The organism is Synechococcus sp. ATX 2A4, assembly GCF_024346375.1.
Lineage (GTDB): Bacteria > Cyanobacteriota > Cyanobacteriia > PCC-6307 > Cyanobiaceae > MW101C3.
This window is the reverse complement of the sequence record NZ_JAGQCV010000005.1, coordinates 182644-207277: the sequence shown is the minus strand read 5'-3', so window position 1 is coordinate 207277 and position 24634 is coordinate 182644. Positions and strand designations below refer to the sequence as shown.

The window sequence follows — 24634 nt, the reverse complement described above, 5'->3', positions numbered from 1 at the left end:
TCTACACTCCGTCCAGACCCGAACTCCCTGGCCAGTGCCGCTTGACCCTGCCGTTGCTCCAGAGGCCCTCGCAGCCCTGGGCACAGCCTCCACCGGGGCCTTCCCCTGGCTGAGCGTTTCGATCCTGCTGCCGATCGGAGCGGCGCTGCTGATCCCCTTCATCCCCGACCCAGGCGACGGCAAGACAATCCGCTGGTACGCCCTCGGCGTGGCCCTGATCACCTTTCTGGTCACCGTCGGGGCCTACCTGAACGGTTACGACCCCTCGGTGGCGGGTCTTCAGCTGATCGAGCGGGTGGAATGGCTGCCCGATCTGGGGTTGGCCTGGTCGGTGGGCGCCGATGGGCTGTCGATGCCACTGATCCTGCTGACCAGCTTCATCACCGCCCTGGCGGTGCTGGCTGCCTGGCCCGTCACGTTCAAGCCGCGCCTGTTCTTTTTCCTGATCCTGGCCATGGATGGCGGCCAGATCGCCGTGTTCGCCGTGCAGGACATGCTCCTGTTCTTCCTGGCCTGGGAGCTGGAACTGCTGCCGGTGTACCTGCTGCTGGCCATCTGGGGCGCCAAGAAGCGCCAGTACGCCGCCACCAAGTTCATCCTCTACACCGCCGGCGGCTCGGTGTTCATCCTGCTGGCGGCCCTGGCCATGGGCTTCTATGGCGGCGGCACGCCCAGCTTTGAATTCACCACCCTGGCGGCAAAGGAATTCGGCACCCGCTTCCAGCTGCTGGCCTACGCCGGCCTGCTGATCGCCTTCGGCGTCAAGCTGCCGATCGTGCCGCTGCACACCTGGCTGCCGGATGCCCACGGCGAGGCCACGGCGCCGGTGCACATGCTGCTGGCCGGCATCCTGCTCAAGATGGGTGGCTACGCCTTGCTGCGCTTCAACGTTCAGCTGCTTCCCGAGGCCCATGCCCAGTTCGCGCCGCTGCTGGTGGTGCTGGGGGTGGTGAACATCATTTATGCGGCACTCACCTCCTTCGCGCAGCGCAACCTCAAGCGCAAGATCGCCTACAGCTCGATCAGCCACATGGGCTTCGTGCTGATCGGCATCGGCAGCTTCAGCGCCCTCGGCACCAGCGGCGCGATGCTCCAGATGGTGAGCCACGGGCTGATCGGCGCCAGCCTCTTCTTCCTGGTGGGCGCCACCTACGACCGCACCCACACGCTCCAGCTCGATGAGATGGGCGGCGTGGGCCAGAAGATGCGGAAGATGTTCGCCCTCTGGACGATCTGCTCGCTCGCCTCCCTGGCCCTGCCGGGCATGAGCGGTTTCGTTTCTGAGCTGATGGTGTTCGTGGGCTTCGTCAACAGCGAGGCCTATTCACTCAGCTTCCGCATCGTGATGGCGGCCCTCGCAGCGGTGGGGGTGATCCTCACGCCCATCTACCTGCTCTCCATGTTGCGCGAGATCTTCTTCGGCAAGGAAAACATGGAGCTGGCGGCCCACACCCGCCTGGTGGATGCCGAGCCTCGGGAGATCTACGTGATCTCCTGCCTGCTGGTGCCGATCATCGGCATCGGCCTTTACCCCCGCCTGGTGACGGACAGCTACCGCGCCTCCATTGAAGCGCTCGTGGCCCGCGAAGACGTCGCGCTCACCAAGGTGGTGGGCCCCACGCCCAAAGGCCTGATCCGTGGGGCGGTGGGACAGGAGCTTTCCTTTGCTCCAGCCTTCCTGCACGCGCCGGCCCTGGGCGGAGTGGGCTGAGCCCCTGCCGGCTCCACCAGCACCAGCAGCACTGTGCGAAGGCTTGCGCCCAATTCCGCTCAAGTGCCGCAAACTGGTCGGCGGGATCCCCTGGCGGTGGCCGGCACCGGCCATGACCCTGTGAGATCTCCATCCAGAGCCCCGACCCACCACGAGCCATGCGACAGCTGAATTTTCTGCTGATCTTCAGTTTCGGCCTCGCCACGGTGATGTTCACGCTGGAGAACACCGAGCCCACCACCGTGCGCTTCCTGCCAGGAGCTGCGGTCACCTTGCCGTTGGCAGCCCTGTTGCTGGTGGTGTGTGGCGTCGGCGCCGCCGCTGCCTGGGTGTTCGCCGTGTGGATCGGCGTGGTGAAGAAGGTGGAATTGATGCAGGACCGCACCGAGATCGATGCCCAGCAGGTGCGGATCCGCGAGCTGGAGGACGACCTGCAGCGCTATCGGGCCACGGTTGATGCCCAGCTCGCCCTGTTGCCGGCCGCCGGAGAAAGTTCAGGGGCAACGGCCGCGGCTGATTCTGCTGGCTGAGCAACCTCAGACCGGGTACGTTTCCGGCAGATCGGGGGAAACTGTGCCGAACGCAGGCGCCAGGCTGGCGATCCGCCTGCTTCAGGAGGCGGCCGAGCGGGGTGACCTCGACCCCTGGGATGTCGATGTGATTGCCGTGGTGGACGGCTTCCTCGATCAGCTGCGTCAACGCATCGAGGTGCCGCGCCTGGTGGCCCTCAACGCTGGCCAAGGCGGAAGCTACGAGCAGGATCTCGCCGCCACCAGCGAAGCGTTTCTGGCGGCGTCGGTGCTGGTGGGGCTCAAGGCCGAGGTGCTGGAACGTCAGACCTTTCCGCCCATTGCCCTGATCAACGATCCCTGCGAAGGCGAAGATCCGGGCGAGGAGGGCTGGTTGCTGGGCATCCAGCTGCCCCACCGCCTGGAGCGGCACCTCTGGCGCCGGCCGGTGGCGCCGCCGCCGCTGCAGCGGCCGGTGAGCCTCGGTGAGTTGATCCGCCAGCTGGAAGATATCGCCGAGCGGCTGGAGAGCGACGGCGGCCAGCGGCGCCACAAGCCGCGCAGCCGCCCTTACAGCGAACGCGACGCGATCGAGCAGGTGAGCGCGCTGGCCCACCGGGAAAAACTGCCGGAAACCACCGCCGCCCTCAGCCTTTTCCTGCAGCGATGGCCAGTGGCTTTGGAGTGGGTGAACTTCGAGGCGTTGGTGGAGGCCTGGAAAGGCGCAGCGCCGCCCGATCTTGATCACGACCGGGTGGGGGTGTTCTGGGCGCTGTTGTTCCTCTGTTCGCAGGGACACATCGATCTGCAGCAGGAGGAGGGCCTGTTCGGGCCCCTGCACCTGCGCCGTGCCCTTGAGGCCGACGGCGCCCTCCCCGCCGAAGCCATCGCCGCGCATGGTGTCGAACCAGCTGCCGCCACAGCCACCTGGCCGGCCGTGCCAGCTCCGTTGCCGGCTCGGCCAGCACTGGCAGCCTGACACCCTTACTTAAGGTGCATGCAGAACCAACCGAGCAGTAAAGCGCCCATGAAGGCGATGATCCTCGCAGCCGGCAAGGGGACACGGGTGAGGCCCATCACCCACACGATCCCCAAGCCGATGATCCCGATCCTGCAGAAACCCGTGATGGAGTTTCTGCTGGAGTTGCTCCGGGAGCATGGGTTCAACGAGGTCATGGTCAATGTGTCGCACCTGGCGGCAGAGATCGAGAACTATTTCCGCGATGGGCAGCGCTTCGGCGTGGAGATCGCCTACAGCTTCGAAGGCCGCATTCAAGACGACGGCGAACTGATCGGCGAAGCGATGGGTTCTGCGGGCGGCATCAAGAAAATTCAGACCTTTCAGCCCTTCTTTGACGACACCTTCGTGGTGCTTTGCGGTGACGCCCTGATCGACCTCGACCTCACGGAGGCGGTGCGGCGGCACAAGGAGAAAGGGGCCGTGGCCAGCCTGATCACCAAGCGGGTGCCGAAAGATCAGGTGAGCAGCTACGGCGTGGTGGTCACCGACGACAACTCGCGGGTGCTCTCTTTCCAGGAGAAGCCTTCTGTGGAAGAGGCTGCCAGCGACATGATCAACACCGGGATCTACATCTTTGAGCCCCAGGTGCTCGACCACATTCCTGCTGGCGTGCCCTTCGACATCGGCGCAGATCTGTTTCCTCGCCTCGTGGCAGCAGGGGCCCCGTTCTACGCCCTGCCCATGGATTTCGAATGGGTCGACATCGGCAAGGTGCCGGATTACTGGCAGGCGATCCGCAGCGTGCTGCTGGGCAAGGTTCGCAAGGTTTCAATCCCAGGCCGGGAGGTGCGGCCCGGGGTGTTCACCGGCCTGAATGTGGCCGCCGACTGGGACAAGATCAACGTGCAGGGGCCGATTTACGTGGGCGGGATGAGCAGGATCGAAGCGGGGGTCACGATCATCGGCCCGGCCATGATCGGCCCGAGCTGCCACATCTGCGAGGGGGCCACGATCGACAACTCGATTATCTTCGATTACTCCCGCATCGGGGCCGGGGTCCGGCTCACCGAAAAGCTGGTGTTTGGCCGTTACTGCGTGGATCGCAACGGTGATCATTTCGACCTCCAGGAGGCCGCCCTCGACTGGCTGATCACTGATGTGCGCCGCCAGGACGTGGCCCTGCCCTCCCCTGAGCAGAAGGCCCTCGCCGATCTGCTGGGCAACGATCTCACCGCCAGCCAGCGCGGCGACTGAGCCGGAGGCAGAGACGGAGACGGAGGCGCCAACCTCATCAGGCACCAGCGGCCAGGCCTCCAGCCTCAAACCGAGCCCCCAGCCTCAAGCCGATGGGCAGGCCGTGACCGGGTCGATCGCCTCGATGCCGGCGAGGCTGAGGATGCTGGGGATCCGCTCTTCGGCCTTCACGGCCATCAGGTGGACCCCTTGGGCGATCTCGCGGAAGCTGGTCACCTGCTCCGCCGCGATTCGGATCCCCTCGCTGGCCGGATCGGCCGCCGCCGCCAGACGATCGATCACGTGCTGGGGGATAGAGGCGCCGGGCACCACGCGGTTGATGAATTCGGCGTTGCGGGCGGATTTGAGCAGGAACACCCCTGCCAGCACCGGCAGGCCCAGCGGCGCGGCGATCTCGTCGCAGAAGCGGCGCAGCACACTGGCCTCCATCACCATCTGGGTCTGAAGAAACTGCGCGCCGGCAGCCTGCTTGCGGCCTAGGCGACGGCGCAGACCGCTCCAGCTGGGGGACTGGGGATCGGCGGCGGCACCGGCGAACAGGGCGGTGGGGCCATCGGGGAGTGCGCCCCCCAGCGGGTCGCGGCCAGCATTGAAATCACTCACCTGCTGCAACAGCCGCACCGCCTCCAATTCATTCACCGGCCTTGCCTTCGGCTGATCGCCGGCCCGCACTGGGTCGCCTGTGAGGCAAAGCAGGTTGCGGATGCCCAGGGCATGAGCGCCCAACAGCTCCGCCTGCAGGGCAATGCGGTTGCGATCCCTGCAGGCCAGCTGCAGCACCGGTTCGAGCCCCGCATCGAGCAGCAGCCGGCAGAGGGCCAGGCTGCTCATGCGCATCACCGCCCGGCTCCCGTCGGTGACATTGACCGCATGGACCCGCCCCTTCAGCAGCTTGGCCACCGCCAGGGTGCGGCTGGGATCTCCGCCCCTGGGCGGCATCACTTCCGCCGTGACCGTGAACGCTCCACGCGCGATGGCCCGTTGCAGCAGCACGACAACCGGGAAACAACCAGCGCCCATCATGCGTGAGGGGAGGCCCGTCAAGGGCTGTCTAGGATGTGTCCAATCAGGCGGAGTGCGTTGATGTCCGTTCGAGACGACCTCAGCGCACCGCGATCCGGCTTATCCGAACGGGAGCTCGAGATCATCAGCCTGGTGGCCACCGGCCTCACCAATCAGGAAATCGGTGAGCAGCTGATGATCAGCAAGCGCACCGTCGACAATCACGTCAGCAACATCTTCACCAAAACCGGCGCGAAGAACCGGGTAGCGTTGCTGAACTGGGCGATGGACAACGGCAAGATCTGCCGGGACGGCTTCAACTGCTGCCACCTGCCGGTCCCATCGCCGGGTCACTGAGGTCCATCGCCACCAGCACGGCCCGGCGCTCGGCCGCAGGCCACTGCGACAGCGGGGTGATCGACAGGGAGGCATTGCTCAGCTCCAGGCGGCCAGTGACTTCCAAGGAGCACCAAGGCGGCACCACAAGCGGTTGATCGGCCCGCTCCAGCTCTACTTCCGCCAGCACCAGCGGTGCATTCGGAGGCTCGAAAACATCCACTACCCAGTCACCGCCAGGCAGATCAAGGCGATGGCGGGTCTTGCTGAGGCGGTGGGCCGCCAAGGCCAGCAACGCCTCCCCATCGGCGGCAGGAATCGGGTATTCGAACTCATGGCGGGCGATGCCGGCGGCCGCGGCCTTGATCGTCAGGCGGGCCTGGCCGCTGCCGGTGTCTTCCCCCAGGCGCACCCGCACGGTGACACCCGCAGCTGCTCGCGTGAGGTACCCCTGTTGCAGCTGGCGGCTCCAACGCAGCTGATGCCGCCAGCCGTCGCCACGCACCAGGAAGCGCCGCTCGATCTCCAGGGCCAACGCTGTGCTCCGGGGCCAACGCCTCCAGCATGGGCCGCCGCAGGCACTTTGGGCGATCCTCTCGTTGGACGGCGGCCTGGTCGGGCCGCCACCAGGTGGAGCGGCGGCCTAGTTCGGCGAGGGCTCCGCAGCGGTGAGGTCGCCGGCCCAGTGCAGCTTGTGGCTGAGGGTGCGGTAGTAGGAGGGGCTCTGATCGAGCACCACCATCAGCGCGTCGTGGCTGGAGCGCTGCACCACACAGCGGTCGCCGGGCTCAAGCACGGTGGCGTGGGCGCCGTCTTTCCACAGCTTCACCCGCCGGCTGGTTTCCCCCAGCGGCCACACCGCCAGCAGCGCCCGTGGCGGCACCACGATCGGCCGGCTGGAGAGGCTCATCGGGCAGATCGGGTTCACCACGATCACATCGATGCCGGGATGGAGGATCGGGCCGCCGGCCGCCATCGAATAGCCGGTGGAGCCGGTGGGGGTGGCAATGATCAGGCCATCCCCGCGGAACTGGTCCACCACTTCGCCGTCGATCTCCAGCTCCAGGACGCAGGTGGGCGACACCTCATCGAGGCTGGGCCGGAAGTAGAAGTCATTGAGGGCGCGGTGCGTCGGGTCGCCATCCACGCTGCCGTCGCTGCGCACCACCCGGCCCTCCAGCATCATGCGCCGCTCCATCGCGAAGCGGTCGTCGCGGAGCCGCTGCCAGAGGCTGTCTTCGCTGGGGACAGAGCTGAGCACCAGGCGCTTGCGCTCGTGGGTGAGGAAGCCGAGGTGGCCGCCGATGTTGAAGCTCAGGATCGGCACCTGCATGGGCGCCAGATGGCGGGCCGCTCCGAGCACCGTGCCGTCGCCGCCGAGCACCACCGTGAGGTCGGGCAGGTGGGGTTCGGTGGCCAACAGACCGGGAAAGGGGTTGGTGGCCAGGCCGCTGGCGGCCACTGCCACATGCACGCCCTGGTTGCGCAGATCCTCCGCGCACATGCGGGCCTTGCGCTGAGCAGCCTGGCTGCCGGCACGAACAATCAGCCAGACCCGCTGGAGCTCCATGAAAAACCAGCCGTTACCAGCGCAGCAGGTTGAAGCGCTCCATGTCGACGGTTTCGCGGTTGCGGTAGAGGGAAAGCAGGATGGCCAGCCCCACCGCCGCTTCTGCGGCTGCCACGGTGATCACGAAGATGGCGAACACCTGGCCACGGATTTCCAGGCCATCGATGTAGCTGGAGAAGGCCATCAGATTGATGTTGACCGCATTGAGCATCAGCTCGATGCTCATCAGCACCCGGACGGCGTTGCGGCTGTTGATCAACCCCCACACCCCCGTGCAGAACAGAACGGCCGCCAGCACCAGATAGGCCTGAAGGGGAACGTCGATGGGCGTTTCGATCGGCATCAGATGGTCTCCTGCAGGGCGGAGGGGGATGGGGTGGTGGGATCCAGGAGCAGGGGGGGGCGCACCTTCTCGATCAGCCCCTGATCCACGTCTTCGCCGGTGATCAGATCGCTGCCGAACACATCGCGGCGCGCCAGCACAATCGCGCCGATCATCGACATCAGCAGCAGCACCGAGGCCAGCTCAAACGGCAGCAGGTAATCGCTGAACAGATGCTCGCCGATCCGGATCGTGGCGCCTTCTCCAATCCCAACCGGACCGGGAACGGCCCAGGGGGTGGTGAGGTCAACCCGGAGCAGCAGCAGGAAAAGCCCGAGGCAGACACCACCGGAAAGCAGGCGCCTCAAGGCAAGACGGGGAATCTCGGCCAGATCTTCCTTCTTGTTGACAAGCATGATCGCGAACAGGATCAGCACATTCACCGCGCCCACGTAAACAAGCACCTGGGCGGCGGCCACGAAGCTGGCATTCAGCAGCAGATAGAGACCCGCCACCGACAGGAAGACACCGCAGAGCAGGAAGGCGGAATAAACAATGTTCGGCAGCAGGACCACGCCGAGGGAGCCGACCACCAAGGTGATGGAGAGCGCCGCAAAGCAGATCAGCTGGGTGAGGGAGGCGATCGTCATCAGATCCCCTCCTCGCTGGTGGTGGCGGGGCTGGACGCGGCCAGCACCTGCTCCGGAAGTTTTCCTGCCCGGGGGCTGGCGGCATCCACGGTGTGGGGGTCAAGCTCGCCGGCGGGCAGATAGGCCAGCTCACGGAGGGCCACCACAGCAGGATCACTGGTGACGCTGGTGGGCAGGCGACCGAGCGCGACGTTGTCGAAGTTGAGGCTGTGGCGATCAAACGCCGCCAGCTCATACTCCTCGGTCATGGAGAGGCAGTTGGTGGGGCAATACTCAACGCAATTGCCGCAGAAGATGCAGACTCCGAAATCGATCGAATAGTTGCGCAGTTCCTTCTTCTTCGTTTGCTTGTTCATCGCCCAATCCACCACCGGTAGGTTGATCGGACAAACCCGCACACACACTTCGCAGGCGATGCACTTATCGAACTCGAAGTGGATGCGGCCGCGGTAGCGCTCCGAGGGAATCAGCTTTTCGTAGGGATACTGCACCGTGATCGGCCGCCGGCGCAGGTGATCGAAGGTGACCGAGAGCCCCTGGCTGATGGCGCTGGCGGCGCCGACGGCGTCCTTGGCGTAGTCGCCGACCTTTTGGAGAAAACCGAACATGGTCGTGGCGGAATTCGAGGGGGAGGGACGGAGGAGAAAGCGTTGGGCCCGGCGGGCAAGGGGCCTGGATCAGGGCATGAACCCGGTGGACCCATGATGGACCGCCCCAGGCTCAACCGCCGAAAAAGCCAGGGAAAGCGAGCTTGAGGCCGGCGGTGGCCAGGAGATTGACCAGGGCGATCGGCAGCAGGAACTTCCAGCCCAGATCCAGCAGCTGGTCGATCCGCACGCGCGGCAGGGTCCAGCGCAGCAGGATGGCGGTGAACACCAGCAAATAGGCCTTCAGCACGGTCATCACGATGCCGACCGAGCCGGTGATCACCTGCACCAGCGGAGCCTCCACCGACTGGCCAAGGGTGCCGGCCAGCCATTCGACCGGGACAGGGAAGCCCCAGCCGCCCAGGTAGAGCACCGCCACCAGCAGGGCGGAAAGCACCAGGTTGATGTAGCTGCCCAGGTAGAAGAGGGCAAACTTCATGCCGGCGTACTCGGTTTGGTAGCCGGCCACCAGCTCCTCCTCCGCCTCGGGAAGATCGAAGGGGAGGCGCTCGCATTCCGCCAGGGCACAGATCCAGAAGATCACGAAGCCCACTGGCTGGCGCCAGATGTTCCAGCTGAGGATGCCGGCGCCGCTCTGCTGGTTGACGATATCGACGGTGCTGAGCGAATTGCTCATCATCACCACGGCCAGCACGGCCAGGGCGAGGGGGATCTCATAACTGATCGACTGGGCCGCCGCCCGCAGGCCGCCCAGCAGGGAATATTTGTTGTTGCTGGAGTAGCCGCTCATCAGCAGGCCGATCGGCTGGATGCTGCTGAGGGCGATCCAGAGGAAGATGCCCACCCCCACATCGCTGATCACCAGGTTCTGGCCGAAGGGCACCACCAGCCAGGAGAGGATCACGGGGATCAGCACCAGCACCGGGCCGAGCGTGAACAGCAGGCCATCGGCCCGCTTGGGGATCACGTCTTCCTTGAAAAGCAGCTTGAGGCCATCGGCCAGGGGCTGCAGCACCCCGAGGGCGCCGGCGTACTCCGGGCCGATGCGCTGCTGAACGGCGGCGGAGATCTTGCGCTCCAGCCAGACGTTCACCAGCACACCCACCACGGCGGCCACCAGCACCAGCAGCATCGGCAGGGGCAGCCAGATGAGATGGGCCGCAGCGGGGCTGAGGCCGAAACCTTCCAAGATGGTGGTGAAACCGCTCTGCAGGTCGAGGCCGGGGGTGACCGCCGCCTCAAGAACCGGGGGAGGCGACAGGGTCGCGGCTGTGGTCATGATCTCCACGGCGTCCGAACTCGAAACCGAACCGACGAGGGCAAGTTAAGCGCCCCCACCGCTGGATCGGGTGTCGATGGGCAGCCAGGTCCTGCCGGAGGCCCCCGTGTAGATCTGCGTGGGCCGGTAGATCCGGTTGGCACCGAGCTGCTCCTTCCAGTGCGCCAGCCAGCCGGCCACCCGCGCGATCGCGAAGATCGGCGTGAACAGGTCGCGGGGGATGCCGAGCTTGCGATACACCAGCCCGGAATAGAAATCCACGTTCGGGTAGATCCCCTTGGCGCCCAGGCGGCTTTCAGCCGCCTTCTCGAGCCGCCGGGCCACGTCATACATGTGGTCGTGGCCGAAGCGGTCGAACAGCTCCTCGGCCAGCTCCTGCAGGATCACGGCACGGGGATCTTTGACGCGGTATTCGCGGTGGCCGAAGCCCATGATCTTCTGCTTCTCGGCCACCGCCCGCTCCAGGTAGGCCTCCACCCGGTCTTCGCTGCCGATCTGGTCGAGCATGGTGAGCACGTCCTCGTTGGCGCCGCCGTGCAGCGGGCCGGCCAGGGTGCCCACCGCCGAGGCCACCACCGCATAGGGATCGGTGAGGGTGCTGGCGGTGACCCGGGCACTGAAGGTGCTGGCGTTGAGCGAGTGTTCGGCGTGCAGGATCAGGCAGGCATCGAAAATGCGGGCCGCCATCGGGTCGGGCACACGCTCGGTGATCATGTACAGGAAATTGGCCGAATAGGACAGATCGTCGCGGGGCTGGATCGGGTCCTGGCCTTTGCGGATCAGCTGGAAGGCCGCCACCATCGTGGGGATCTTGGCGATCAGCCGCACCACCGCCCCTTCGATGTACTGGGGGTCGTCGAGGGCGCGGCGCGAATAGAACAGGCCCAGCGAGGCGGCGCTCGACTGCAGCGCGTCCATGGGGTGCCCGTCGGCCGGGAAGCACTTCATCATGTCGCGGATGCGGAAGCTCACCCGCCGGTGCATCTGCACCTCGTACTCGAAGCGCCGCAGTTGTTCCCCCGTGGGCAGCTCGCCCCAGATCAGCAGGTAGGCGGTTTCCAGAAAGCTGCTGTGGTTGGCGAGCTGCTCCACCGGATAGCCGCGGTAGGTGAGCACGCCGTTGCGGCCGTCGATGTCGCAGATGGCGGACTGGGTGGCCGGCACCCCTTCCAGACCGGGGCGGAACGCCGGCACAGCCTGCTGGGCCACAGCGGATTCACTGGCCGTGGCAGTGACCGCCGGGGTGGCCGCCGGGGTGGCCGGAGGCTCTGCGGCCGCTGAAAAATCCGTGACCGCCGGCGCCCCATCCGTTGCCATGCCGAGCTTCCACGCTGTTGAGCGAAACCTAGATCCATTCATTGCCGCCGCGCCGTAACACCGCCGACCGGCCACCCGAGCCGCCTGGGGCAGCGGTCGCCGCGCCTCAGATTTCCCCCAGCAGGGCGCGCGGCGAGAGCAGCAGGCTGAGCCGCGTGCGGCCCAGGGCAGCCTCCCAGCCGCGCGCTTCCCCAGAACCCCCCGGCGGCACCGGGGCCTGCCAGGGCAGCGCCAGCAGCACCACACCGGCCTTGCGCAGGCGCAGGGCGCCGGGAGGGGCGCCACAGAGGCGGCAGGCCAGCAGGCTGAGGTCGGGTTCATGCCCCACCAGCGCCAGGCGCCGCCAGGGACTGGGCCGCCCGCCGCCATCGCCCCCGGCTGTGAACCAACGCTCCAGCAGCGGCGCCGGATCACCGCCCGGGGCCAGCTCCGGGCAGACCTCGAAGCGGTGGGGGGCCAGCCCGCCCTCCCGGGCCAGGTCCGCCGTCTGGCACGCCCGCAGCAAGGGGCTGGTGAGCAGCGGATCCACGGCCAGTCCGAGCGCCTGAAGGCGGCGCACCACGGCGGCGGTGCGCCGGCGACCGGCGGCGGTCAGCGCACGCTCTTCGTCTGCCAGGCAGCGATCCGCCGCCAGCTGGCGATCGAGCGCAACGCCGTGACGCAACAGCAGCAGTTCGGCAGTGGCCATGCCCTCAGCCCAGCTCCAGGCGCCCATGCAGGCGCAGCGCCGGGGCCGCCGGCGCTGTCGCGGAATCCTCCTCCAGGCTCAGAGCCAGGCCCTGCACGGAGGGCGCAAGCGACTCGCCCGCCAGGCCGGTGAGCAGCTGCCAGGGGTCCCAGCGGGCCAGCAGGGAGCGGGCCGGCGCTGCCGCCATGCCCCACTGCAGCGGAGCGGCCCGATCCTCCAGGCCCTGGAGTTGGGCCAGTCGCTCGCTGGGGGGCGCGGCCTCCTCCAGCAGACCGCTGAGGGCGGTGATGCCCTCACTCCACCAGGCCACACCGCGCTGGTCGAGGCGGGCGCCGGCGATCGCGGCGTCCAGTTGATCGGGATGGCTGCGGGAACTGCCGGCGGTCAGCCTGGTCCAGAGCTGCAGCGTCTTGCCGTTGCGGCGGAGCGGCGCAGCGATCAGGCCATCGCGCGCCACCACGTCGCTGAGCGGCGCGATCGCAGGGGTGTCAGGAGCGGTGGCCAGCAGCCAGCCGCGGGAGCTGTGGCTCCACAGCAGGGGGCCGGGATCCTGAGCGATCACCAGCGCGGGCAGCACCCCCGGCAGGGTGGCGACGGTCGGGGCGAGGGCGGGGGCCACCAGCTCCGACCAGAGGTCTGGAACGTCCTCTGGAACGTCGTCGGGGACGGTGGTGGCTGCGCGCCCAGGTGGGGCCGCCGTGAGCAGGGCGGGGTTCTGGATCAGCGCCAGGCTGTCCGAGGGGCCCTGCAGGCCCGCCAGCAGATCCGGCGTGGATTCCAGCACCAGTGCCGGCGGAGCATGGCGCAGCTCGAGGCGGGCGTTGAGGTCGAGGGTGCGGCCCCGGGGCGCCAGAGCTGCCACCAGGCCGAGCACCTCCCGCTGCGCCGCCAGGGCAGGGGAGGCGCCCAGCCAAGGCGTGAAGCTGTCGGGGCGGGCCGCCACCAGGGCCACACCCTGGCCAAGGGCCGCCACCGCGGTGACGAGGCGGGGATCACCGGCCTGGTTGAGTTCATCGATCTGGGAGACATCCAGCGCCTGCTCCAGCACCCCCCGGCCCGAGGCGATCAGCACCAGCCGGTCGTCAATCAAGGCGGTGGCCAGCGGCAGGGCGTTCTGACCCAGCAGGGCACCACGGCCGCTGATCAACCCCATGCCCCGATAGGTGCTCACCTGCAGTTCGTTGCCGGCCAGGCTGCGGGTCTGCCAGAAGCGCTGCAGAAAGCGCCGAGCCCCTTCCGACTCACGGCTGCGCAGGGCCAGCAACCAGCCCGCCGGCTGGGCCGCTCCAGGCGGGGTGAGCAGCGCGAAGCTGGACTCCTCTCCCACCCAGCTGGCCAATTCCTCGGTGTAGTCGAGGCCGGCAGCGGCGAAGGCTCCATCGCGCAATTGCTCAAGGGCAGCGGCGGCTCGGCGGCGTTGACGGGGGGGCGCCACCGCCCGGGCGTAGGCACCGAGCTGGTCGGGCGGGATCAGCAGGTGCAGGCTCAGCGAGGCCTGCCGGGGGATGAAGCGAGCCGCCAGCGGCAGCGTGAGGGGCTGGTGTTGCAGAGCGAGCGGGCTGCTGCGCCAAATCACCACCCATCCCGCCGCTCCGATCAGCAGCAACGTGACGGCCACGGCCAGGATCGCCGCCAGGAATGGGCGGATCTTCATGCGTAGCGCGCAGGAATGGCCTCATCCTTATGCATGGAGCCGCCTCCGTGCATCGTCAACGCACACCCAGCCAGCCACTACACCCATGCCCGCGCCCATGACCCAGGAACACCCCACTCCCCCGACCCCGGCCCCGCTCCAGGCGCGGGAGCTGCTGCAGCGGCTCAGCGAGGGTGCCGATCTGCAGCTCGTGGATGTGCGGGAACCGGCAGAGCTGGCCATGGCCGCACTGCAGCAGCCAGTGATCCATCTGCCCTTGAGCCACTCCTCTGAATGGGTGAACCGGATCGATGCGCTGCTCGACCGCGACCGCGAGGTGGTGGTGCTCTGCCATGCCGGCATGCGCAGCTGGCAGTTCGGCTGCTGGTTGATGGAGCAGCAGGGTTTCGAGCGGGTGTGGAACCTGGAGGGGGGCATCGACGCCTGGAGCGTCAAGGCCGATCCTTCGGTGCCGCGTTACTGAGCCTGGGTTGGTGAACGGATTCAGCGCCTGCCTGACCCCGAGGATCCGCCCCAGATCCGCTGCCAGAAGCCAGGTTCCTTGGCAGCGCCAGGGGCTCTTGGACGCTTTGACCCCGGTCGGGCTCCACTCCAGAGGCGGCTGAAGGGCGAGGGTGTCCTGGACCCGGAGGAGCGGGGCGGAGCAGAGGAGGGAGAGGCCCAGGCGGCTCGCTTCGAAGCCAGCGGTACCACCAGGTCGGCGCGGAAATAGGAGCGGGCGGCCCGCCCGGAGGCCCGGATCGGCTCCAGCACCTGGGCCCTGAGCAGGTTAAGGAACGTGGCCGTGATGGTGGTGAGCAGCACGGTGAGCACGGTGCGGCCCACCAGACCGGTGCGGGCCCCGCTCATCTGTTGGCCTTGCTGGCTCTGGAGATCGGTAACGGCGCGGTCGAGCGTGCCGGTCAACGACTGCTTGATCTTGTCGATCGAATCGCTCTGATTGATGCGGGCGTTGATGACCGGAAACTTCTGAAGCGCCGTCACCAGCTGGGGAATCGTGGTGACGGGCTCGATGGCCGTCAGCACTTGCTGACGGAAAGCGACCGCCTGCTCCAGCCGGGCCGCACCCTGTTGATCGGCACCCTGGTAGACACGCAGGGCATCGGTGATCACCAGAGGGCCCAGCAGGGCATAGCCGAGCACGAGCGGGAACAGCAGGGCCTTGAGGGCCACCAGCGGAGCCACTTCAAACCTGCGGCGCTTTCCATTGCCGCCCAAGAAGATCAGGCCGATGGCGATCAACAGGAACGGGGCCGTGTCGCTGAGCAACGTGGCCAGCTCGAGGCGTCGCAGCGGCACCGTGGCCATGGCCGGCGACAGACTGGTGCCCAGCCGGGCGGCCAGTAGCAGCAGCAAGGCATATCCAACGAGCCGCATGGGCCCGCTGATCGGCGGCGTCGCGGCGATCCGGGGTGCGCTGGAGCTCGTCGGGGCCAGACCGGATTCGCTGCCGGCATCGGCATTCGCCGGCGTGTCACTGGCTATTGCCATGCAAGCGATACGCAAATCGGCCCGAATCTACGCGCAGCAGTTTGTTTCCCAGGTGGTTTTGGTGATCCTGCTGGCCAGTGCCACCGCGGGAATCGGTTACGGTTCGCGGACTATCCCTTGACTTGGCCTGTCGTTGCCTCACCTCAGCCGCCGCCATCAGCAGGTGTTGCAGGCAACGGTGCAGCATTACGTGGACACGGTCGAACCTGTCGGGAGCCGCACGTTGGTGCAGCGCTTCGGCTTCCAGGCCTCGGCGGCCACAGTGCGGTCGGCGATGGGGGCACTGGAGCAGCAAGGCCTGCTCGTTCAACCCCACACCTCCGCTGGGCGCATTCCCAGCCAGCGTGGCTACCGCCTCTACGTGGACAGCCTGCTGCCACCGCCCGGTGCCGGGGCCCTGCAACTGGAGCAGGAACTGCTTGGGCTGAGCTTGCGCTGGGCCGCCCTTGACGACCTGCTGCTGCATCTGACGCGGCGCCTGGCCGATCTCACCGGCCTGCTGAGCCTGATCACCCGCCCCCAGGGCGACCGGTCCGCCCTCCAGGCCGTGCGCCTGGTGCCCAGCGGCGACCGTCTGCTGGTGTTCCTGGTGGAGAACGCCGTGATGACCAGTTGCCTGAACCTGCACCTGCCACCGGAAGCGGCCCCAGAACTGCTGCCGCTCGAGCGCTGGGTGATCGATCAGCTCGCCCTGCACCCAGGCCAGCCGATCCCCTGGAACGCCCTGCCGCCCCAGTTGCAGCGCAGTGGTTGGCTGCTGCGCGAGGCCCTGCGCAGCCACCGCATGGCCCGGCCGAGCGATGCCGAGGGCGCCCTCGCGCTCGGATTGGGGGGATTGCTGGGCCAACCGGAATTCAGCCGCACCGCCACATTGCGGCCGCTGGTGCAGCTGGTGGAGGAAGATCCCCATCTGCTCCTGCAGCCCGACGGCGTGCCGAGCCGAGGCGTGTGGATCGGTGCCGAAAACCCCCATCCCGCCCTGCAGGACTGCGCCTTGGTGCAGGCCACCTATCGCACCGGCGATGGCAGCAAGGGGCATGTCGCTCTGGTGGGGCCGATGCGGATGGCCTATGCCACCGCCCGGGCGGCGGTGCGCTCGGTGGCCGCCAGCCTGCAGCGGTTGCTCAGTTGAGCTGCCGACGGCTTGAGAGCATGGCGTCATGACTTACTGCGTCGGTTTCCTGCTCAAGGAGGGTCTGGTGATGTGCGCCGACTCCCGCACCAATGCGGGGGTCGACTACATCTCCAGCTACCGGAAGCTGCACGTGTTCCAACCGGCTCCTGACCGGCTGTTCATCCTGCTGGCGGCGGGCAACCTGGCCACGACCCAGGCGATTCTCAACTGGATCCGCCGCGACCTCAACGCCGCCGCTGACGGCCGGCCCGCCGGACCGGATCTGCTCACCTGCAGCCATCTGTTCGAAGCCGCCGCCTACATCGGCCGCCTGAGCGTGGCGGTGCAGAACGAGAACGAGAGTGCCCTCAAGCAGGTGGGCGCCAGCGGCGAGGCCACCTTCATCCTTGGCGGCCAGATCGCCGGCCACGACCACGGCCTTTACCGGATCTATGCCCAGGGCAACGCGATCATGGCCACGCCGGAAACCCCGTTTCTGCAGATCGGCGAGAGCAAATACGGCAAGCCTCCCCTCGACGTGGTGGGCCACTACGAGATGTCGCTCGAAGATGCCACCCGCCTCTGCCTGATTTCCCAGGTGATCACCCGGCGCTCCAACCTCACCGTGGGGCCGCCATTTGAGGTGGCGCTCTATCCGCGCAATTCCCTGGCCATCTCCCAGCACCTGCGGCTGGAGCGGGGCTCCAAACTGCTCGGCGAGATGGCCCGCATCTGGGCGGACAGCCAGCGCGAGGCGCTCAGCAGCCTGCCCCGGCTGCCCTGGGAGCCTCAACCGCTCAGCTGATCCCCCAGCCGGTCGGCCACGGTGTTGACGTCCTTGTCGCCGCGGCCGGAGAGGTTCACCACCACCTCGGTACCCGGTGCCAGGGTGGGGCAGAGCTGCTCCAGCCAGGCGAAGGCATGGGCGGTTTCCAGCGCCGGGATGATCCCCTCGAGTTCGCACACCAGGCGCAGGGCAGTGAGCGCCTCGTCGTCGGTGACGGCGGCATACTCCGCCCGGCCCACATCACGCAGGTAGCTGTGCTCAGGGCCGACGCCCGGGTAGTCGAGGCCGGCGCTGATCGAATGGGCCTCCTGCACCTGGCCTTCGCCGTCCTGCAGCAACAGGCTCATGGCGCCATGCAGCACGCCGATCCGCCCTTCGGTGATCGTGGCGGCATGGCGGCCCGTGGCCACGCCCTCGCCCGCCGCCTCCACGCCGATCAGCCGCACGCCTGTGTCTTCCACGAACGGGTGGAACAGGCCCATGGCATTGGAGCCACCACCCACGCAGGCCAGCAGCACATCAGGCAGGCGGCCGAAGGCCTCCAGGCACTGGCGGCGGGCTTCCTGGCCGATCACGGCATGGAAATCACGCACCAGCATCGGGTAGGGGTGCGGCCCGGCCACCGAGCCGAGGATGTAGTGGGTGGATTCCACATTCGTGACCCAGTCACGGATCGCTTCACTGGTGGCGTCCTTGAGGGTGGCGGTGCCGGCGGTGACCGGCTGCACCGTGGCGCCCAGCAGGCGCATGCGGAACACGTTGAGCGCCTGGCGGCGCATGTCTTCGGCGCCCATGTAGACCACGCACTCGAGGCCGAAGCGGGCACAGACGGTGGCGGTGGCCACGCCATGCTGGCCGGCACCGGTTTCAGCGATGACCCGCTTCTTGCCCATGCGAAGGGCCAGCAGGGCCTGACCGAGCGCGTTGTTGATCTTGTGGGCACCGGTGTGGTTGAGGTCTTCGCGCTTCAGCCAGAGGCGCGGGCCGCCTTCCGGACGGGCGTAGTGGGCGGTGAGCCGCTCGGCTTCGTAGAGCGGGGTGGGGCGGCCCACATAGGTGCGCAGCAGGTGGTCGAGCCGGCTGGTGAAGGCGGGATCGGCCCAGGCCTCCGCGGCTGCCTGCTCCAGCTCCGCCAGGGCGGGCATCAGCGTTTCCGGCACGTACTGCCCGCCGAAACGGCCGAAGCGGCCCTGGGGGGTGGGCCGCACGGACACCTGGAGATCGGCGGGATCGGGCCGGGGCGTCCCCGGCGCCGCGGCCTCCGGCGTGGCGGAATCAGACGAGAGCGGGGAAAAGGTACGGGTCACCGGTGCCGGGCGGGATCGGGCCAGCCTAGGAAGCGGGCGCCGTCGTGCCCGGCAGGTGCGCTGTGATGGGAGCGTCGCCACCACGATCGCCATGGCCAAGGGAAGCTGGCAGGAATTCAGCCGCGCCGAAAGCACCGCACGCCCCGCGGGCCCGGCGGCGCCGGCCACCACCCGCAGCCAGCAACGGGTGCGGGTGCAGCGCACCAAGGCGGGCAAGGGCGGCAAGACCGTCACCGCCATCACAGGTCTGGAGCTGCCGGAGGACGACGCCCGCACCCTGCTGAAGCAGCTCAAGGCCCGTGCCGGCACCGGCGGCACCCTCAAGGACGGTGTGATCGAACTGCAGGGCGATCAGGTGGCGCCGGCGCTGGAAGCGCTCACGGCAGCGGGCTTCCGGCCGAAGCAGGCGGGGGGGTGAGCGGCTGGGGCTCCGGCAGCCCCAGCCGCCGGGCCAGTTCATCGAGAAAGGTTTTCAGGCAGCTGGCCACCGGCACCGCCAGCAGCAGGCCCAGCAGCTCGCCGAGCCCGAGCAGGCTGCCCACCCGGGCGCCCACCGGCAGGCTGAGCAGCAGCCAGGCGGGCTGCAAGCCCACGATCTGGCCCATCAGGCGAGGCTGAATCACCTGATCCACCACCTGCCCCACGCTGATGGCCGCCACCAGCACTTCCACACCCGTGCGGGGGTCTTCCAGCACCAGCAGGCCGCTCACCAGCAGGATCGTGAGCGCGCTGGCATAGGGAATCAAGGTGGTGAAGCCGATCGCCACGGCGAACAGCACGCCATAGGGAATCCCCAGCAGGGTGAACACCACGATCTGGGCGGCGCTGAGGATCAGGGCCAGCACCACCTGGCCGCCGAAGTAGCCGCGGAACGTGGTGGCCAGGGTGTTCAGCACCATCGCCCGCCAGCCGGAGGGCAGCCAGCGGGCCAGGCCGCGGGGGATCGCCTCGCCGCCCACCAGCAGGAAGATCGCCAGCACCACCACGATCAAGGTGTTGATCGTGAGGTTGAGCGTGGCGCCGAGCAGCCCCAGCAAGCGCTGGCTGAGCTGGCTGGCGACCCTGGTGGAACCGGTGAGCAGCTCGCTGCTGAAGGTGCTGAAGTCGGCGGGCAGGCCATGGGCAGCGGCCCACAGCTGGGTCTGGTCGAGCAGCATCTGCCCCTGCGCCAGCCAGCCCGGCAGGGCATTGAGCAGATCGCCGAGCTGCTGCACCAGCCGCGGCAGCAGCCACAGGCTCGCCAGCACCAGCAGCGCCAGCCCCAGGCCAAGCACCAGCAACAACGCCAGCATGCGCGGCATGCCGCGGCGGGTGAGCCAGCGGCTGGGGATGTCGAGCAGAAAGGCGATCAGGGCGGCGCCCAGGAACAGGGAGGGGAAGGGCGCCAGCGGCACCAGCACCTGGCGCAGCACAAACACGTTCAGCACCAGCAACGGCAAGGTGAGCCCCAGGCGGACCCAGATCGGCAGCAGCGCGGCGAATGGTGCGGCCATCATTCAGCTCCCCATGCCCTGCAGGTAGGCCGCGCTGCCCAGCTCCTGCAGACGTTGATCTTTGGTGGTGACCTGGTCGCGAAGGGCGCGGCGATGCTCTTGCAGACGGCCCGCCAGCTCGGCATCGGCGGTGGCCAGGATCTGCACCGCCAGCAGGCCGGCGTTGGTGCCGCCACCGATCGCCACGGTGGCCACCGGAATGCCGGCCGGCATCTGCACGATCGAATGGAGTGAATCCACCCCAGACAGGGCGCGGCTGTGCACCGGCACGCCGATCACCGGCAAAGGCGTGAGCGCCGCCACCATGCCGGGCAGGTGCGCGGCACCGCCTGCGCCGGCAATGATCACCTTGAGCCCGCGGCCGGCGGCGGCTTCAGCGAACGCCACCATCTCCAGCGGCGTGCGGTGGGCGGACAGCACCCGCACCTCCACCGCCACCTTGAACTGCTCCAGCACGGCCACCGCCTGCTGCATGGTGGGCAGGTCAGAGTCGCTGCCCATCACCACGGCCACCCGAGGGCAGGCGTCCTCCCCGAGGCCGGCGGCAGCAGCGAAGGCAGAGACGGCAACCAAAGGGGAAAGGGCAGCGAGGATGGCATTCTCCCGCCGACCGCGGCCCGCCGCTGACGTTGATGCGCTGGCTCAGCAACGTTCGCCTCCCGGAGGCCGTACTGCCCTGCAGCGCGAAGCGCTGGCGCGTCGGCGTGGACACGGCCGATACGATCGCTGGCCTTGAACCACTGGAGGCCGGCAGCGCCGCCGCCGGCGACGACTGGAACGGCGACTGGCTCAGCCCGGCCGGGGTGGATCTGCAGATCAACGGCGGGCTGGGGCTGGCCTTTCCAGAGCTCACCGACGCGGATCTGCCCCGCCTGCTGGAGCTGCTGGAGCTGCTGTGGCGCGATGGCGTGGAGGCGATCAGCCCCACCCTGGTGACCTGCGCCGTGGCGCCGCTGCGCCAGGCACTGGCGGTGCTGCGGGCGGCCCGCTCCCAGCCCGCCCCTGGCCGGGCCCGGCTGCTGGGGGCGCACCTGGAAGGTCCATTCCTGGCGAAGGCGCGGCGGGGCGCCCACCCGGAGGCACACCTGGCGCCGCCCAGCCTCGCGGCTCTGCAGGAGCGAATCGAGGGGTTCGAATCCGAGATCGCGCTGATGACCCTGGCGCCGGAGCTGGCCGGGGCCGAGGCGGTGATCGCCGCCCTGCGCACGCAGGGGATCGTGGTGAGCCTGGGCCACAGCGAAGCCAGTGAGCAGCAGGCGCAGCGGGCCTTCGAAGCAGGAGTGGGCATGCTCACCCATGCCTTCAACGCCATGCCCGGCCTGCACCACCGGGCGCCGGGGCCGGTGGCGGCGGCGGTGCACCGTGGCGACGTGGCCATGGGCCTGATCGCCGATGGGGTGCATGTGGCGCCGTCGCTGGCGGTGCTGCTGCAGCAGCTGGCACCCCAGCAGGTGGTGTTGGTGAGCGATGCCCTGGCGCCCTACGGGCTGCCGGAGGGGCTTCACCGCTGGGACAGCCGCAGCCTGCTGGTGGAAAACGGCAGCTGCCGGCTGGAGGACGGCACCCTGGCCGGCGTGACCCTGCCGCTGCTGGAGGGCGTGGTGCGGCTGGCGGCCTGGAGCCGGGCGCCGGGTGCGGCGATCGCGGCGGCCACCGTGCTGCCCCGGCGCGTGCTCGGTGATCACCGCCCCGTGCGGGAGCTGCTGCTGGGCCAGCCGCTGGCGGAGACCCTGCGCTGGAGCGGCGGCGACGGGGATCCCCTGCGCTGGTGCCGCGCCGGCGGCGCCGCCCGCACTCCTTAGGATCCGGCCACCCACACCCCCCCTGAGCGCATGGCCGCCGAACCGCTGCTGGACACCGACGCGGCGCCCACCACCAGCGAGAAGGCGGCCGAAAAGCTGGAAGTGCGCGACTACTTCAACAGCTCCGGCTTCGAGCGCTGGAATCGCATCTACAGCGACAGCGACGACGTCAACAAGGTCCAGCGCAACATCCGCATCGGCCACCAGAAGACGGTGGATCAGGTGCTGGCGTGGCTGCAGGAGGAAGGCGACCTGGCGGGCCGCAGCTTCTGCGACGCCGGCTGCGGGGTGGGCAGCCTCAGCCTGCCGCTGGCCCGCCTCGGCGCCGGCCAGATCTCGGCCAGCGACCTCTCGGACGCCATGGTGCAGGAGGCCAGCCGCCGCGCCGCCGCCGCCGGCATCGACCCCGCCCGGCTGACCTTCCACGCCTCCGATCTGGAGAGCCTCACAGGCCGCTACGACACGGTGGTGTGCCTCGACGTGTTCATTCACTACCCCCAGGCCGCCGCCGAGGAGATGGTGCGCCATCTGGCCGGCCTGGCGGAGCGGCGGCTGATCGTGAGCTTCGCCCCCTACACCCCCCTGCTGGCGTTACTCAAGGGCATTGGCCAGCTGTTCCCCGGCCCCAGCAAGACCACCCGCGCCTACACCCTGCGGGAAGACGGCATCGTGGCCGCCGCCGCCGCCGCCGGCTTCCAGCCGCTGCGCCGCAGCCTCAACCAGGCACCCTTCTACTTCTCCCGTCTGATCGCCTTCGAGCGGGCATGAGCGCCGCCGGGGCCGCGCCGCCAGCGCCGCCGCTGGAGCCGGTGGCGTTCATCGGCCTCGGCGCCCTGGGAGCGCCGATGGCGGCCCGCTTGCTGCAGGCGGGCCACCCGCTCACCGTGCACAACCGCAACCGCGAGCGGGAGCTGCCGCTGGCGGCCGCTGGGGCCCGCCGGGCCGCCTCGGTGCCGCAGGCGGTCGCCGGCACGGCGGTGCTCTGCCTCTGCCTCAGCGACGACCGGGCCGTGCAGGCCGTGCTGCTGGAGCAAGCGCTGGCGGCCCTGGCCCCCGGCGCGCTGGTGATCGACTTCTCCACGATTGCCCCCGCCACCAGCCGCGCCCTTGCCAGCCACCTGGAGGTCGCTGGGATCACCTACCTCGACGCACCGGTGACCGGCGGCACTGAGGGGGCCCGCGCCGGCACATTGGCGGTGCTGGTGGGCGGCAGCGGGGCGGCGCTGGAGCGGGCCCGGCCGCTGCTGGAGGCGGTGGGCAGCTCGATCAGCCATTTCGGGCCCGTGGGTGCCGGCCAGCAGGCCAAGGCGGTGAACCAGGTGCTGGTGGCCGGCAGCTATGCCGCCGTGGCGGAAGCGATCGCCCTGGGCCACCGGTTGGGGCTGCCGATGGCGCAGGTGTGCGCCGCGCTCGAAGGCGGTGCGGCCGGCTCCTGGGCCCTGCGCCACCGGGCCGCCAACATGCTCAGCGATCACTTCCCGCTGGGCTTCCGGCTCGCCTTGCACCGCAAGGATCTGGCCATCGCCCTGGCGGAAGCGGCCGCCGCCGGGCTGGAGCTGCCGCTCACCACCCAGGTAGCCGCCATGGAAGACACGCTCATCGCCGGCGGCCATGCGGATGAAGATGTGTCGGTGCTGGCCCGCTGGTTCGAGGCCGGCCACTGAGCACCGGCCACTGAGGATCAGCCGCCCGGCTCCAGCTCCAGGGCCGGCGGCAGCGGCGCCTCCAGCTCCAGCCAGGTGCCTTCGGGCCGGGGCAACACAAGCCGGTGGGCATGCAGCTGGTAGCCGCCCAGGCCCGGCAGGGCCTCGGGGCGGGCCAGGCCGCCGGGCAGGTAGAGGGGATCACCCAGCAGGGGCGTGCCGATGCAAGCGGCATGGATGCGGATCTGATGGGGGCGGCCGCTGCGGATCGCCACCTCCACCAGATGGGCCTGGGGGCGCACCTGCAGCAGGTGCAGCTCGCTCCAGGCCGGCAGGGGTGCCGCGGCAGGGCCCGAAGAGGCGGCGCCAGGGGCCTCGCCCGCAGGGGAAGCGGCCGCCCACACCTGGCCCAGCAGCGGGTGGGGCCAGCGGCCGATCGGCGTGTGAATCTCCAGCTGTTCGCCCGCCGCGATCGGCAGGGGGCCGGCCTGGGTGAGCGCGCGGTAGAGCTTGCGACAGCCATGGTTGCTGGCCGTACCATCGGCCGCCGCTGAGCCGGCCGGCGCCGCGGTGCTCTCGCGCAGCAGGGCGCTGAGCCAGGCGCGGGTGCCGGGGCGGCGGGCCAGCACCAGCAACCCGGAGGTGAAACGGCCGAGCCGATGAACCGGCCGGGGCACGCCGGTGGTGGCAGTGGCGGCCGCGTCCCGCTGTCTCCGCTCGATCAGACGCAGCACGGTGTGCTCAAGGAAGCCGCCCGCCGGCAGCACCGGCAGGCCGCTGGGCTTGTCGATCACCAGGATGTCGCCGTCGTCATGGACGACCTGCCACTGATCCGGCACCGGCGGTTCGTGCCAGGGGGGCCGATGCCACGCCAGCCGATCCCCCGGCGCGAGGCTGCCATCGGCCCGGAGCTGCTGGCCGTTCCTGTGGATCTCGCCGGCCTCCAGCCGCAGCTGCCACACCCGCCGCTCGGAATGGCGGTAGCGGGCGGCGTAGAAGGCGGAGATCGTCTGGCCCGCTGCGGCGCTGCCGGCCCGGTCGGTGTAGATCCAGCCGTGGTTGAGCGAGCCTGCAGGCACGGGCTTGCGCGATTGAGGAGAAGGACACCCTGCCCGGGCCACGGGCGGTGCTGGAGT

At 68.9% G+C, this 24634-nt stretch carries 28 protein-coding genes; 13 read left to right on the top strand and 15 right to left on the bottom strand.

Annotation, left to right across the window (positions count from 1 at the left end):
- Positions 1 to 76 precede the first annotated feature (76 nt).
- The 4 genes from KBY97_RS06730 to KBY97_RS06715 all read left to right on the top strand — a co-directional run bounded on the left by KBY97_RS06730 (position 77) and on the right by KBY97_RS06715 (position 4435).
- Positions 77 to 1711 (top strand): NAD(P)H-quinone oxidoreductase subunit 4, encoded by a 1635-nt coding sequence (locus tag KBY97_RS06730; RefSeq protein ID WP_255145958.1) that lies wholly within the window; start codon positions 77 to 79, stop codon positions 1709 to 1711.
- Between the two features lie 158 nt (positions 1712 to 1869).
- Complete coding sequence (locus tag KBY97_RS06725) at positions 1870 to 2241, top strand: lipopolysaccharide assembly protein LapA domain-containing protein (protein ID WP_255145921.1); 372 nt, start codon at positions 1870 to 1872, stop codon at positions 2239 to 2241.
- A gap of 43 nt (positions 2242 to 2284) precedes the next feature.
- Positions 2285 to 3199 (top strand): segregation/condensation protein A, encoded by a 915-nt coding sequence (locus tag KBY97_RS06720; RefSeq protein WP_255145919.1) that lies wholly within the window; start codon positions 2285 to 2287, stop codon positions 3197 to 3199.
- A 48-nt stretch (positions 3200 to 3247) separates the two neighbouring features.
- On the top strand, positions 3248 to 4435 hold the full coding sequence (locus KBY97_RS06715) for an NDP-sugar synthase (RefSeq protein WP_255145918.1): 1188 nt from the start codon (positions 3248 to 3250) through the stop codon (positions 4433 to 4435).
- An 84-nt stretch (positions 4436 to 4519) separates the two neighbouring features.
- Here the strand turns inward: KBY97_RS06715 and KBY97_RS06710 are convergent, their stop codons facing one another.
- Positions 4520 to 5455, bottom strand: coding sequence for a methylenetetrahydrofolate reductase (locus KBY97_RS06710; protein WP_255145957.1), 936 nt, complete (start codon positions 5453 to 5455; stop codon positions 4520 to 4522).
- Positions 5456 to 5518: 63 nt separating this feature from the next.
- Between KBY97_RS06710 and KBY97_RS06705 the strand changes: the two genes are divergently transcribed.
- A complete protein-coding gene (locus KBY97_RS06705) occupies positions 5519 to 5794 on the top strand; it encodes a response regulator transcription factor (RefSeq protein WP_255145917.1) in 276 nt (91 codons plus the stop codon).
- Here the strand turns inward: KBY97_RS06705 and KBY97_RS06700 are convergent.
- The 9 genes from KBY97_RS06700 to KBY97_RS06660 all read right to left on the bottom strand — a co-directional run bounded on the left by KBY97_RS06700 (position 5754) and on the right by KBY97_RS06660 (position 13861).
- Positions 5754 to 6308 carry a CYTH domain-containing protein gene (locus KBY97_RS06700; RefSeq protein WP_255145916.1) on the bottom strand — a complete coding sequence of 185 codons (555 nt, stop codon included), beginning with the start codon at positions 6306 to 6308 and terminating at the stop codon, positions 5754 to 5756. The two genes, KBY97_RS06705 and KBY97_RS06700, sit on opposite strands and share 41 nt — an antisense overlap.
- A gap of 108 nt (positions 6309 to 6416) precedes the next feature.
- The gene (locus KBY97_RS06695) at positions 6417 to 7343 is read right to left on the bottom strand and encodes an NAD(+) kinase (RefSeq protein ID WP_255145915.1); all 927 of its coding nucleotides are present in this window, start codon (positions 7341 to 7343) and stop codon (positions 6417 to 6419) included.
- 13 nt (positions 7344 to 7356) lie between these two features.
- Complete coding sequence (gene nuoK / locus KBY97_RS06690) at positions 7357 to 7686, bottom strand: NADH-quinone oxidoreductase subunit NuoK (RefSeq protein WP_255145914.1); 330 nt, start codon at positions 7684 to 7686, stop codon at positions 7357 to 7359.
- Positions 7686 to 8315, bottom strand: a complete 630-nt coding sequence (locus KBY97_RS06685; RefSeq protein WP_255145913.1) for an NADH-quinone oxidoreductase subunit J — start codon at positions 8313 to 8315, stop codon at positions 7686 to 7688. Before KBY97_RS06685 ends, nuoK begins: the two co-directional genes overlap by 1 nt.
- Entirely contained in the window at positions 8315 to 8923 is a 609-nt protein-coding gene (gene ndhI / locus KBY97_RS06680; RefSeq protein ID WP_255145912.1) for an NAD(P)H-quinone oxidoreductase subunit I, read from the bottom strand. The genes KBY97_RS06685 and ndhI overlap by 1 nt, the downstream gene beginning before the upstream one ends.
- Positions 8924 to 9035: 112 nt before the next feature.
- Positions 9036 to 10202, bottom strand: a complete 1167-nt coding sequence (gene nuoH, locus KBY97_RS06675; protein WP_255145911.1) for an NADH-quinone oxidoreductase subunit NuoH — start codon at positions 10200 to 10202, stop codon at positions 9036 to 9038.
- A 45-nt stretch (positions 10203 to 10247) separates the two neighbouring features.
- Positions 10248 to 11519 (bottom strand): citrate synthase, encoded by a 1272-nt coding sequence (locus tag KBY97_RS06670; RefSeq protein ID WP_255145910.1) that lies wholly within the window; start codon positions 11517 to 11519, stop codon positions 10248 to 10250.
- A gap of 106 nt (positions 11520 to 11625) precedes the next feature.
- Positions 11626 to 12207: a histidine phosphatase family protein gene (locus KBY97_RS14660; protein WP_261356342.1), complete on the bottom strand. Its 582-nt coding sequence runs from the start codon at positions 12205 to 12207 to the stop codon at positions 11626 to 11628.
- Positions 12208 to 12211: 4 nt separating this feature from the next.
- Positions 12212 to 13861 carry a DUF3352 domain-containing protein gene (locus KBY97_RS06660; RefSeq protein ID WP_255145909.1) on the bottom strand — a complete coding sequence of 550 codons (1650 nt, stop codon included), beginning with the start codon at positions 13859 to 13861 and terminating at the stop codon, positions 12212 to 12214.
- A 97-nt stretch (positions 13862 to 13958) separates the two neighbouring features.
- On the opposite strand from KBY97_RS06660, the gene KBY97_RS06655 reads away from it, so the two are divergent.
- Positions 13959 to 14324 carry a rhodanese-like domain-containing protein gene (locus KBY97_RS06655; RefSeq protein ID WP_255145908.1) on the top strand — a complete coding sequence of 122 codons (366 nt, stop codon included), beginning with the start codon at positions 13959 to 13961 and terminating at the stop codon, positions 14322 to 14324.
- A gap of 20 nt (positions 14325 to 14344) precedes the next feature.
- Here KBY97_RS06655 and KBY97_RS06650 read toward each other — a convergent pair whose 3' ends face one another.
- On the bottom strand, positions 14345 to 15238 hold the full coding sequence (locus tag KBY97_RS06650) for a hypothetical protein (protein WP_255145907.1): 894 nt from the start codon (positions 15236 to 15238) through the stop codon (positions 14345 to 14347).
- Between KBY97_RS06650 and KBY97_RS06645 the strand changes: the two genes are divergently transcribed.
- Genes KBY97_RS06645 through KBY97_RS06635 form a run of 3 tightly spaced genes read left to right on the top strand, consistent with a single transcriptional unit; the run spans position 15237 to position 17271 of the window.
- Positions 15237 to 15473 carry a hypothetical protein gene (locus KBY97_RS06645; protein ID WP_255145906.1) on the top strand — a complete coding sequence of 79 codons (237 nt, stop codon included), beginning with the start codon at positions 15237 to 15239 and terminating at the stop codon, positions 15471 to 15473. The genes KBY97_RS06650 and KBY97_RS06645 overlap by 2 nt on opposite strands.
- 6 nt (positions 15474 to 15479) lie before the next feature.
- A complete protein-coding gene (locus KBY97_RS06640; protein ID WP_399217428.1) occupies positions 15480 to 16484 on the top strand; it encodes an HrcA family transcriptional regulator in 1005 nt (334 codons plus the stop codon).
- A 28-nt stretch (positions 16485 to 16512) separates the two neighbouring features.
- Positions 16513 to 17271, top strand: a complete 759-nt coding sequence (locus KBY97_RS06635) for a 20S proteasome subunit A/B (protein WP_255145904.1) — start codon at positions 16513 to 16515, stop codon at positions 17269 to 17271.
- On the opposite strand, the gene trpB is transcribed toward KBY97_RS06635, so the two are convergent.
- Complete coding sequence (trpB, locus tag KBY97_RS06630) at positions 17256 to 18560, bottom strand: tryptophan synthase subunit beta (RefSeq protein ID WP_399217405.1); 1305 nt, start codon at positions 18558 to 18560, stop codon at positions 17256 to 17258. The two genes, KBY97_RS06635 and trpB, sit on opposite strands and share 16 nt — an antisense overlap.
- 91 nt (positions 18561 to 18651) lie before the next feature.
- On the opposite strand from trpB, the gene KBY97_RS06625 reads away from it, so the two are divergent.
- Positions 18652 to 18978: a translation initiation factor gene (locus KBY97_RS06625; RefSeq protein WP_255145903.1), complete on the top strand. Its 327-nt coding sequence runs from the start codon at positions 18652 to 18654 to the stop codon at positions 18976 to 18978.
- Here KBY97_RS06625 and KBY97_RS06620 read toward each other — a convergent pair.
- Together KBY97_RS06620 and purE are read right to left on the bottom strand one after the other, a co-directional pair.
- Complete coding sequence (locus KBY97_RS06620; RefSeq protein ID WP_255145902.1) at positions 18938 to 20053, bottom strand: AI-2E family transporter; 1116 nt, start codon at positions 20051 to 20053, stop codon at positions 18938 to 18940. The two genes, KBY97_RS06625 and KBY97_RS06620, sit on opposite strands and share 41 nt — an antisense overlap.
- A gap of 3 nt (positions 20054 to 20056) precedes the next feature.
- Positions 20057 to 20554 carry a 5-(carboxyamino)imidazole ribonucleotide mutase gene (gene purE, locus KBY97_RS06615; protein ID WP_399217426.1) on the bottom strand — a complete coding sequence of 166 codons (498 nt, stop codon included), beginning with the start codon at positions 20552 to 20554 and terminating at the stop codon, positions 20057 to 20059.
- 131 nt (positions 20555 to 20685) lie between these two features.
- On the opposite strand from purE, the gene KBY97_RS06610 reads away from it, so the two are divergent.
- From KBY97_RS06610 to KBY97_RS06600, 3 genes are read left to right on the top strand one after another with little or no spacing between them, the layout of a single operon-like run.
- Positions 20686 to 21855 (top strand): N-acetylglucosamine-6-phosphate deacetylase, encoded by a 1170-nt coding sequence (locus KBY97_RS06610; protein WP_255145900.1) that lies wholly within the window; start codon positions 20686 to 20688, stop codon positions 21853 to 21855.
- Between the two features lie 30 nt (positions 21856 to 21885).
- On the top strand, positions 21886 to 22623 hold the full coding sequence (bchM, locus tag KBY97_RS06605; protein WP_255145899.1) for a magnesium protoporphyrin IX methyltransferase: 738 nt from the start codon (positions 21886 to 21888) through the stop codon (positions 22621 to 22623).
- Complete coding sequence (locus KBY97_RS06600) at positions 22620 to 23519, top strand: NAD(P)-dependent oxidoreductase (protein ID WP_255145898.1); 900 nt, start codon at positions 22620 to 22622, stop codon at positions 23517 to 23519. The genes bchM and KBY97_RS06600 overlap by 4 nt, the downstream gene beginning before the upstream one ends.
- A gap of 17 nt (positions 23520 to 23536) precedes the next feature.
- Here the strand turns inward: KBY97_RS06600 and KBY97_RS06595 are convergent, their stop codons facing one another.
- Positions 23537 to 24577 carry a pseudouridine synthase gene (locus tag KBY97_RS06595; protein WP_255145897.1) on the bottom strand — a complete coding sequence of 347 codons (1041 nt, stop codon included), beginning with the start codon at positions 24575 to 24577 and terminating at the stop codon, positions 23537 to 23539.
- Positions 24578 to 24634 lie beyond the last annotated feature (57 nt).

Bases quoted from the DNA above. Each gene is read 5' to 3' on its own strand.
- KBY97_RS06725 (WP_255145921.1), top strand. From the start codon at position 1,870: ATGCGACAGCTGAATTTTCTGCTGATCTTCAGTTTCGGCCTCGCCACG.
- KBY97_RS06715 (WP_255145918.1), top strand. From the start codon at position 3,248: ATGAAGGCGATGATCCTCGCAGCCGGCAAGGGGACACGGGTGAGGCCC.
- KBY97_RS06710 (WP_255145957.1), bottom strand. From the start codon at position 5,455: ATGGGCGCTGGTTGTTTCCCGGTTGTCGTGCTGCTGCAACGGGCCATC.
- KBY97_RS06705 (WP_255145917.1), top strand. From the start codon at position 5,519: ATGTCCGTTCGAGACGACCTCAGCGCACCGCGATCCGGCTTATCCGAA.
- KBY97_RS06695 (WP_255145915.1), bottom strand. From the start codon at position 7,343: ATGGAGCTCCAGCGGGTCTGGCTGATTGTTCGTGCCGGCAGCCAGGCT.
- nuoK (WP_255145914.1), bottom strand. From the start codon at position 7,686: ATGCCGATCGAAACGCCCATCGACGTTCCCCTTCAGGCCTATCTGGTG.
- KBY97_RS06685 (WP_255145913.1), bottom strand. From the start codon at position 8,315: ATGACGATCGCCTCCCTCACCCAGCTGATCTGCTTTGCGGCGCTCTCC.
- ndhI (WP_255145912.1), bottom strand. From the start codon at position 8,923: ATGTTCGGTTTTCTCCAAAAGGTCGGCGACTACGCCAAGGACGCCGTC.
- nuoH (WP_255145911.1), bottom strand. From the start codon at position 10,202: ATGACCACAGCCGCGACCCTGTCGCCTCCCCCGGTTCTTGAGGCGGCG.
- KBY97_RS06670 (WP_255145910.1), bottom strand. From the start codon at position 11,519: ATGGCAACGGATGGGGCGCCGGCGGTCACGGATTTTTCAGCGGCCGCA.
- KBY97_RS14660 (WP_261356342.1), bottom strand. From the start codon at position 12,207: ATGGCCACTGCCGAACTGCTGCTGTTGCGTCACGGCGTTGCGCTCGAT.
- KBY97_RS06660 (WP_255145909.1), bottom strand. From the start codon at position 13,861: ATGAAGATCCGCCCATTCCTGGCGGCGATCCTGGCCGTGGCCGTCACG.
- KBY97_RS06655 (WP_255145908.1), top strand. From the start codon at position 13,959: ATGACCCAGGAACACCCCACTCCCCCGACCCCGGCCCCGCTCCAGGCG.
- KBY97_RS06645 (WP_255145906.1), top strand. From the start codon at position 15,237: ATGGGCCCGCTGATCGGCGGCGTCGCGGCGATCCGGGGTGCGCTGGAG.
- KBY97_RS06650 (WP_255145907.1), bottom strand. From the start codon at position 15,238: ATGCGGCTCGTTGGATATGCCTTGCTGCTGCTACTGGCCGCCCGGCTG.
- KBY97_RS06635 (WP_255145904.1), top strand. From the start codon at position 16,513: ATGACTTACTGCGTCGGTTTCCTGCTCAAGGAGGGTCTGGTGATGTGC.
- KBY97_RS06625 (WP_255145903.1), top strand. From the start codon at position 18,652: ATGGCCAAGGGAAGCTGGCAGGAATTCAGCCGCGCCGAAAGCACCGCA.
- KBY97_RS06620 (WP_255145902.1), bottom strand. From the start codon at position 20,053: ATGGCCGCACCATTCGCCGCGCTGCTGCCGATCTGGGTCCGCCTGGGG.
- purE (WP_399217426.1), bottom strand. From the start codon at position 20,554: ATGGGCAGCGACTCTGACCTGCCCACCATGCAGCAGGCGGTGGCCGTG.
- KBY97_RS06610 (WP_255145900.1), top strand. From the start codon at position 20,686: ATGCGCTGGCTCAGCAACGTTCGCCTCCCGGAGGCCGTACTGCCCTGC.
- bchM (WP_255145899.1), top strand. From the start codon at position 21,886: ATGGCCGCCGAACCGCTGCTGGACACCGACGCGGCGCCCACCACCAGC.
- KBY97_RS06600 (WP_255145898.1), top strand. From the start codon at position 22,620: ATGAGCGCCGCCGGGGCCGCGCCGCCAGCGCCGCCGCTGGAGCCGGTG.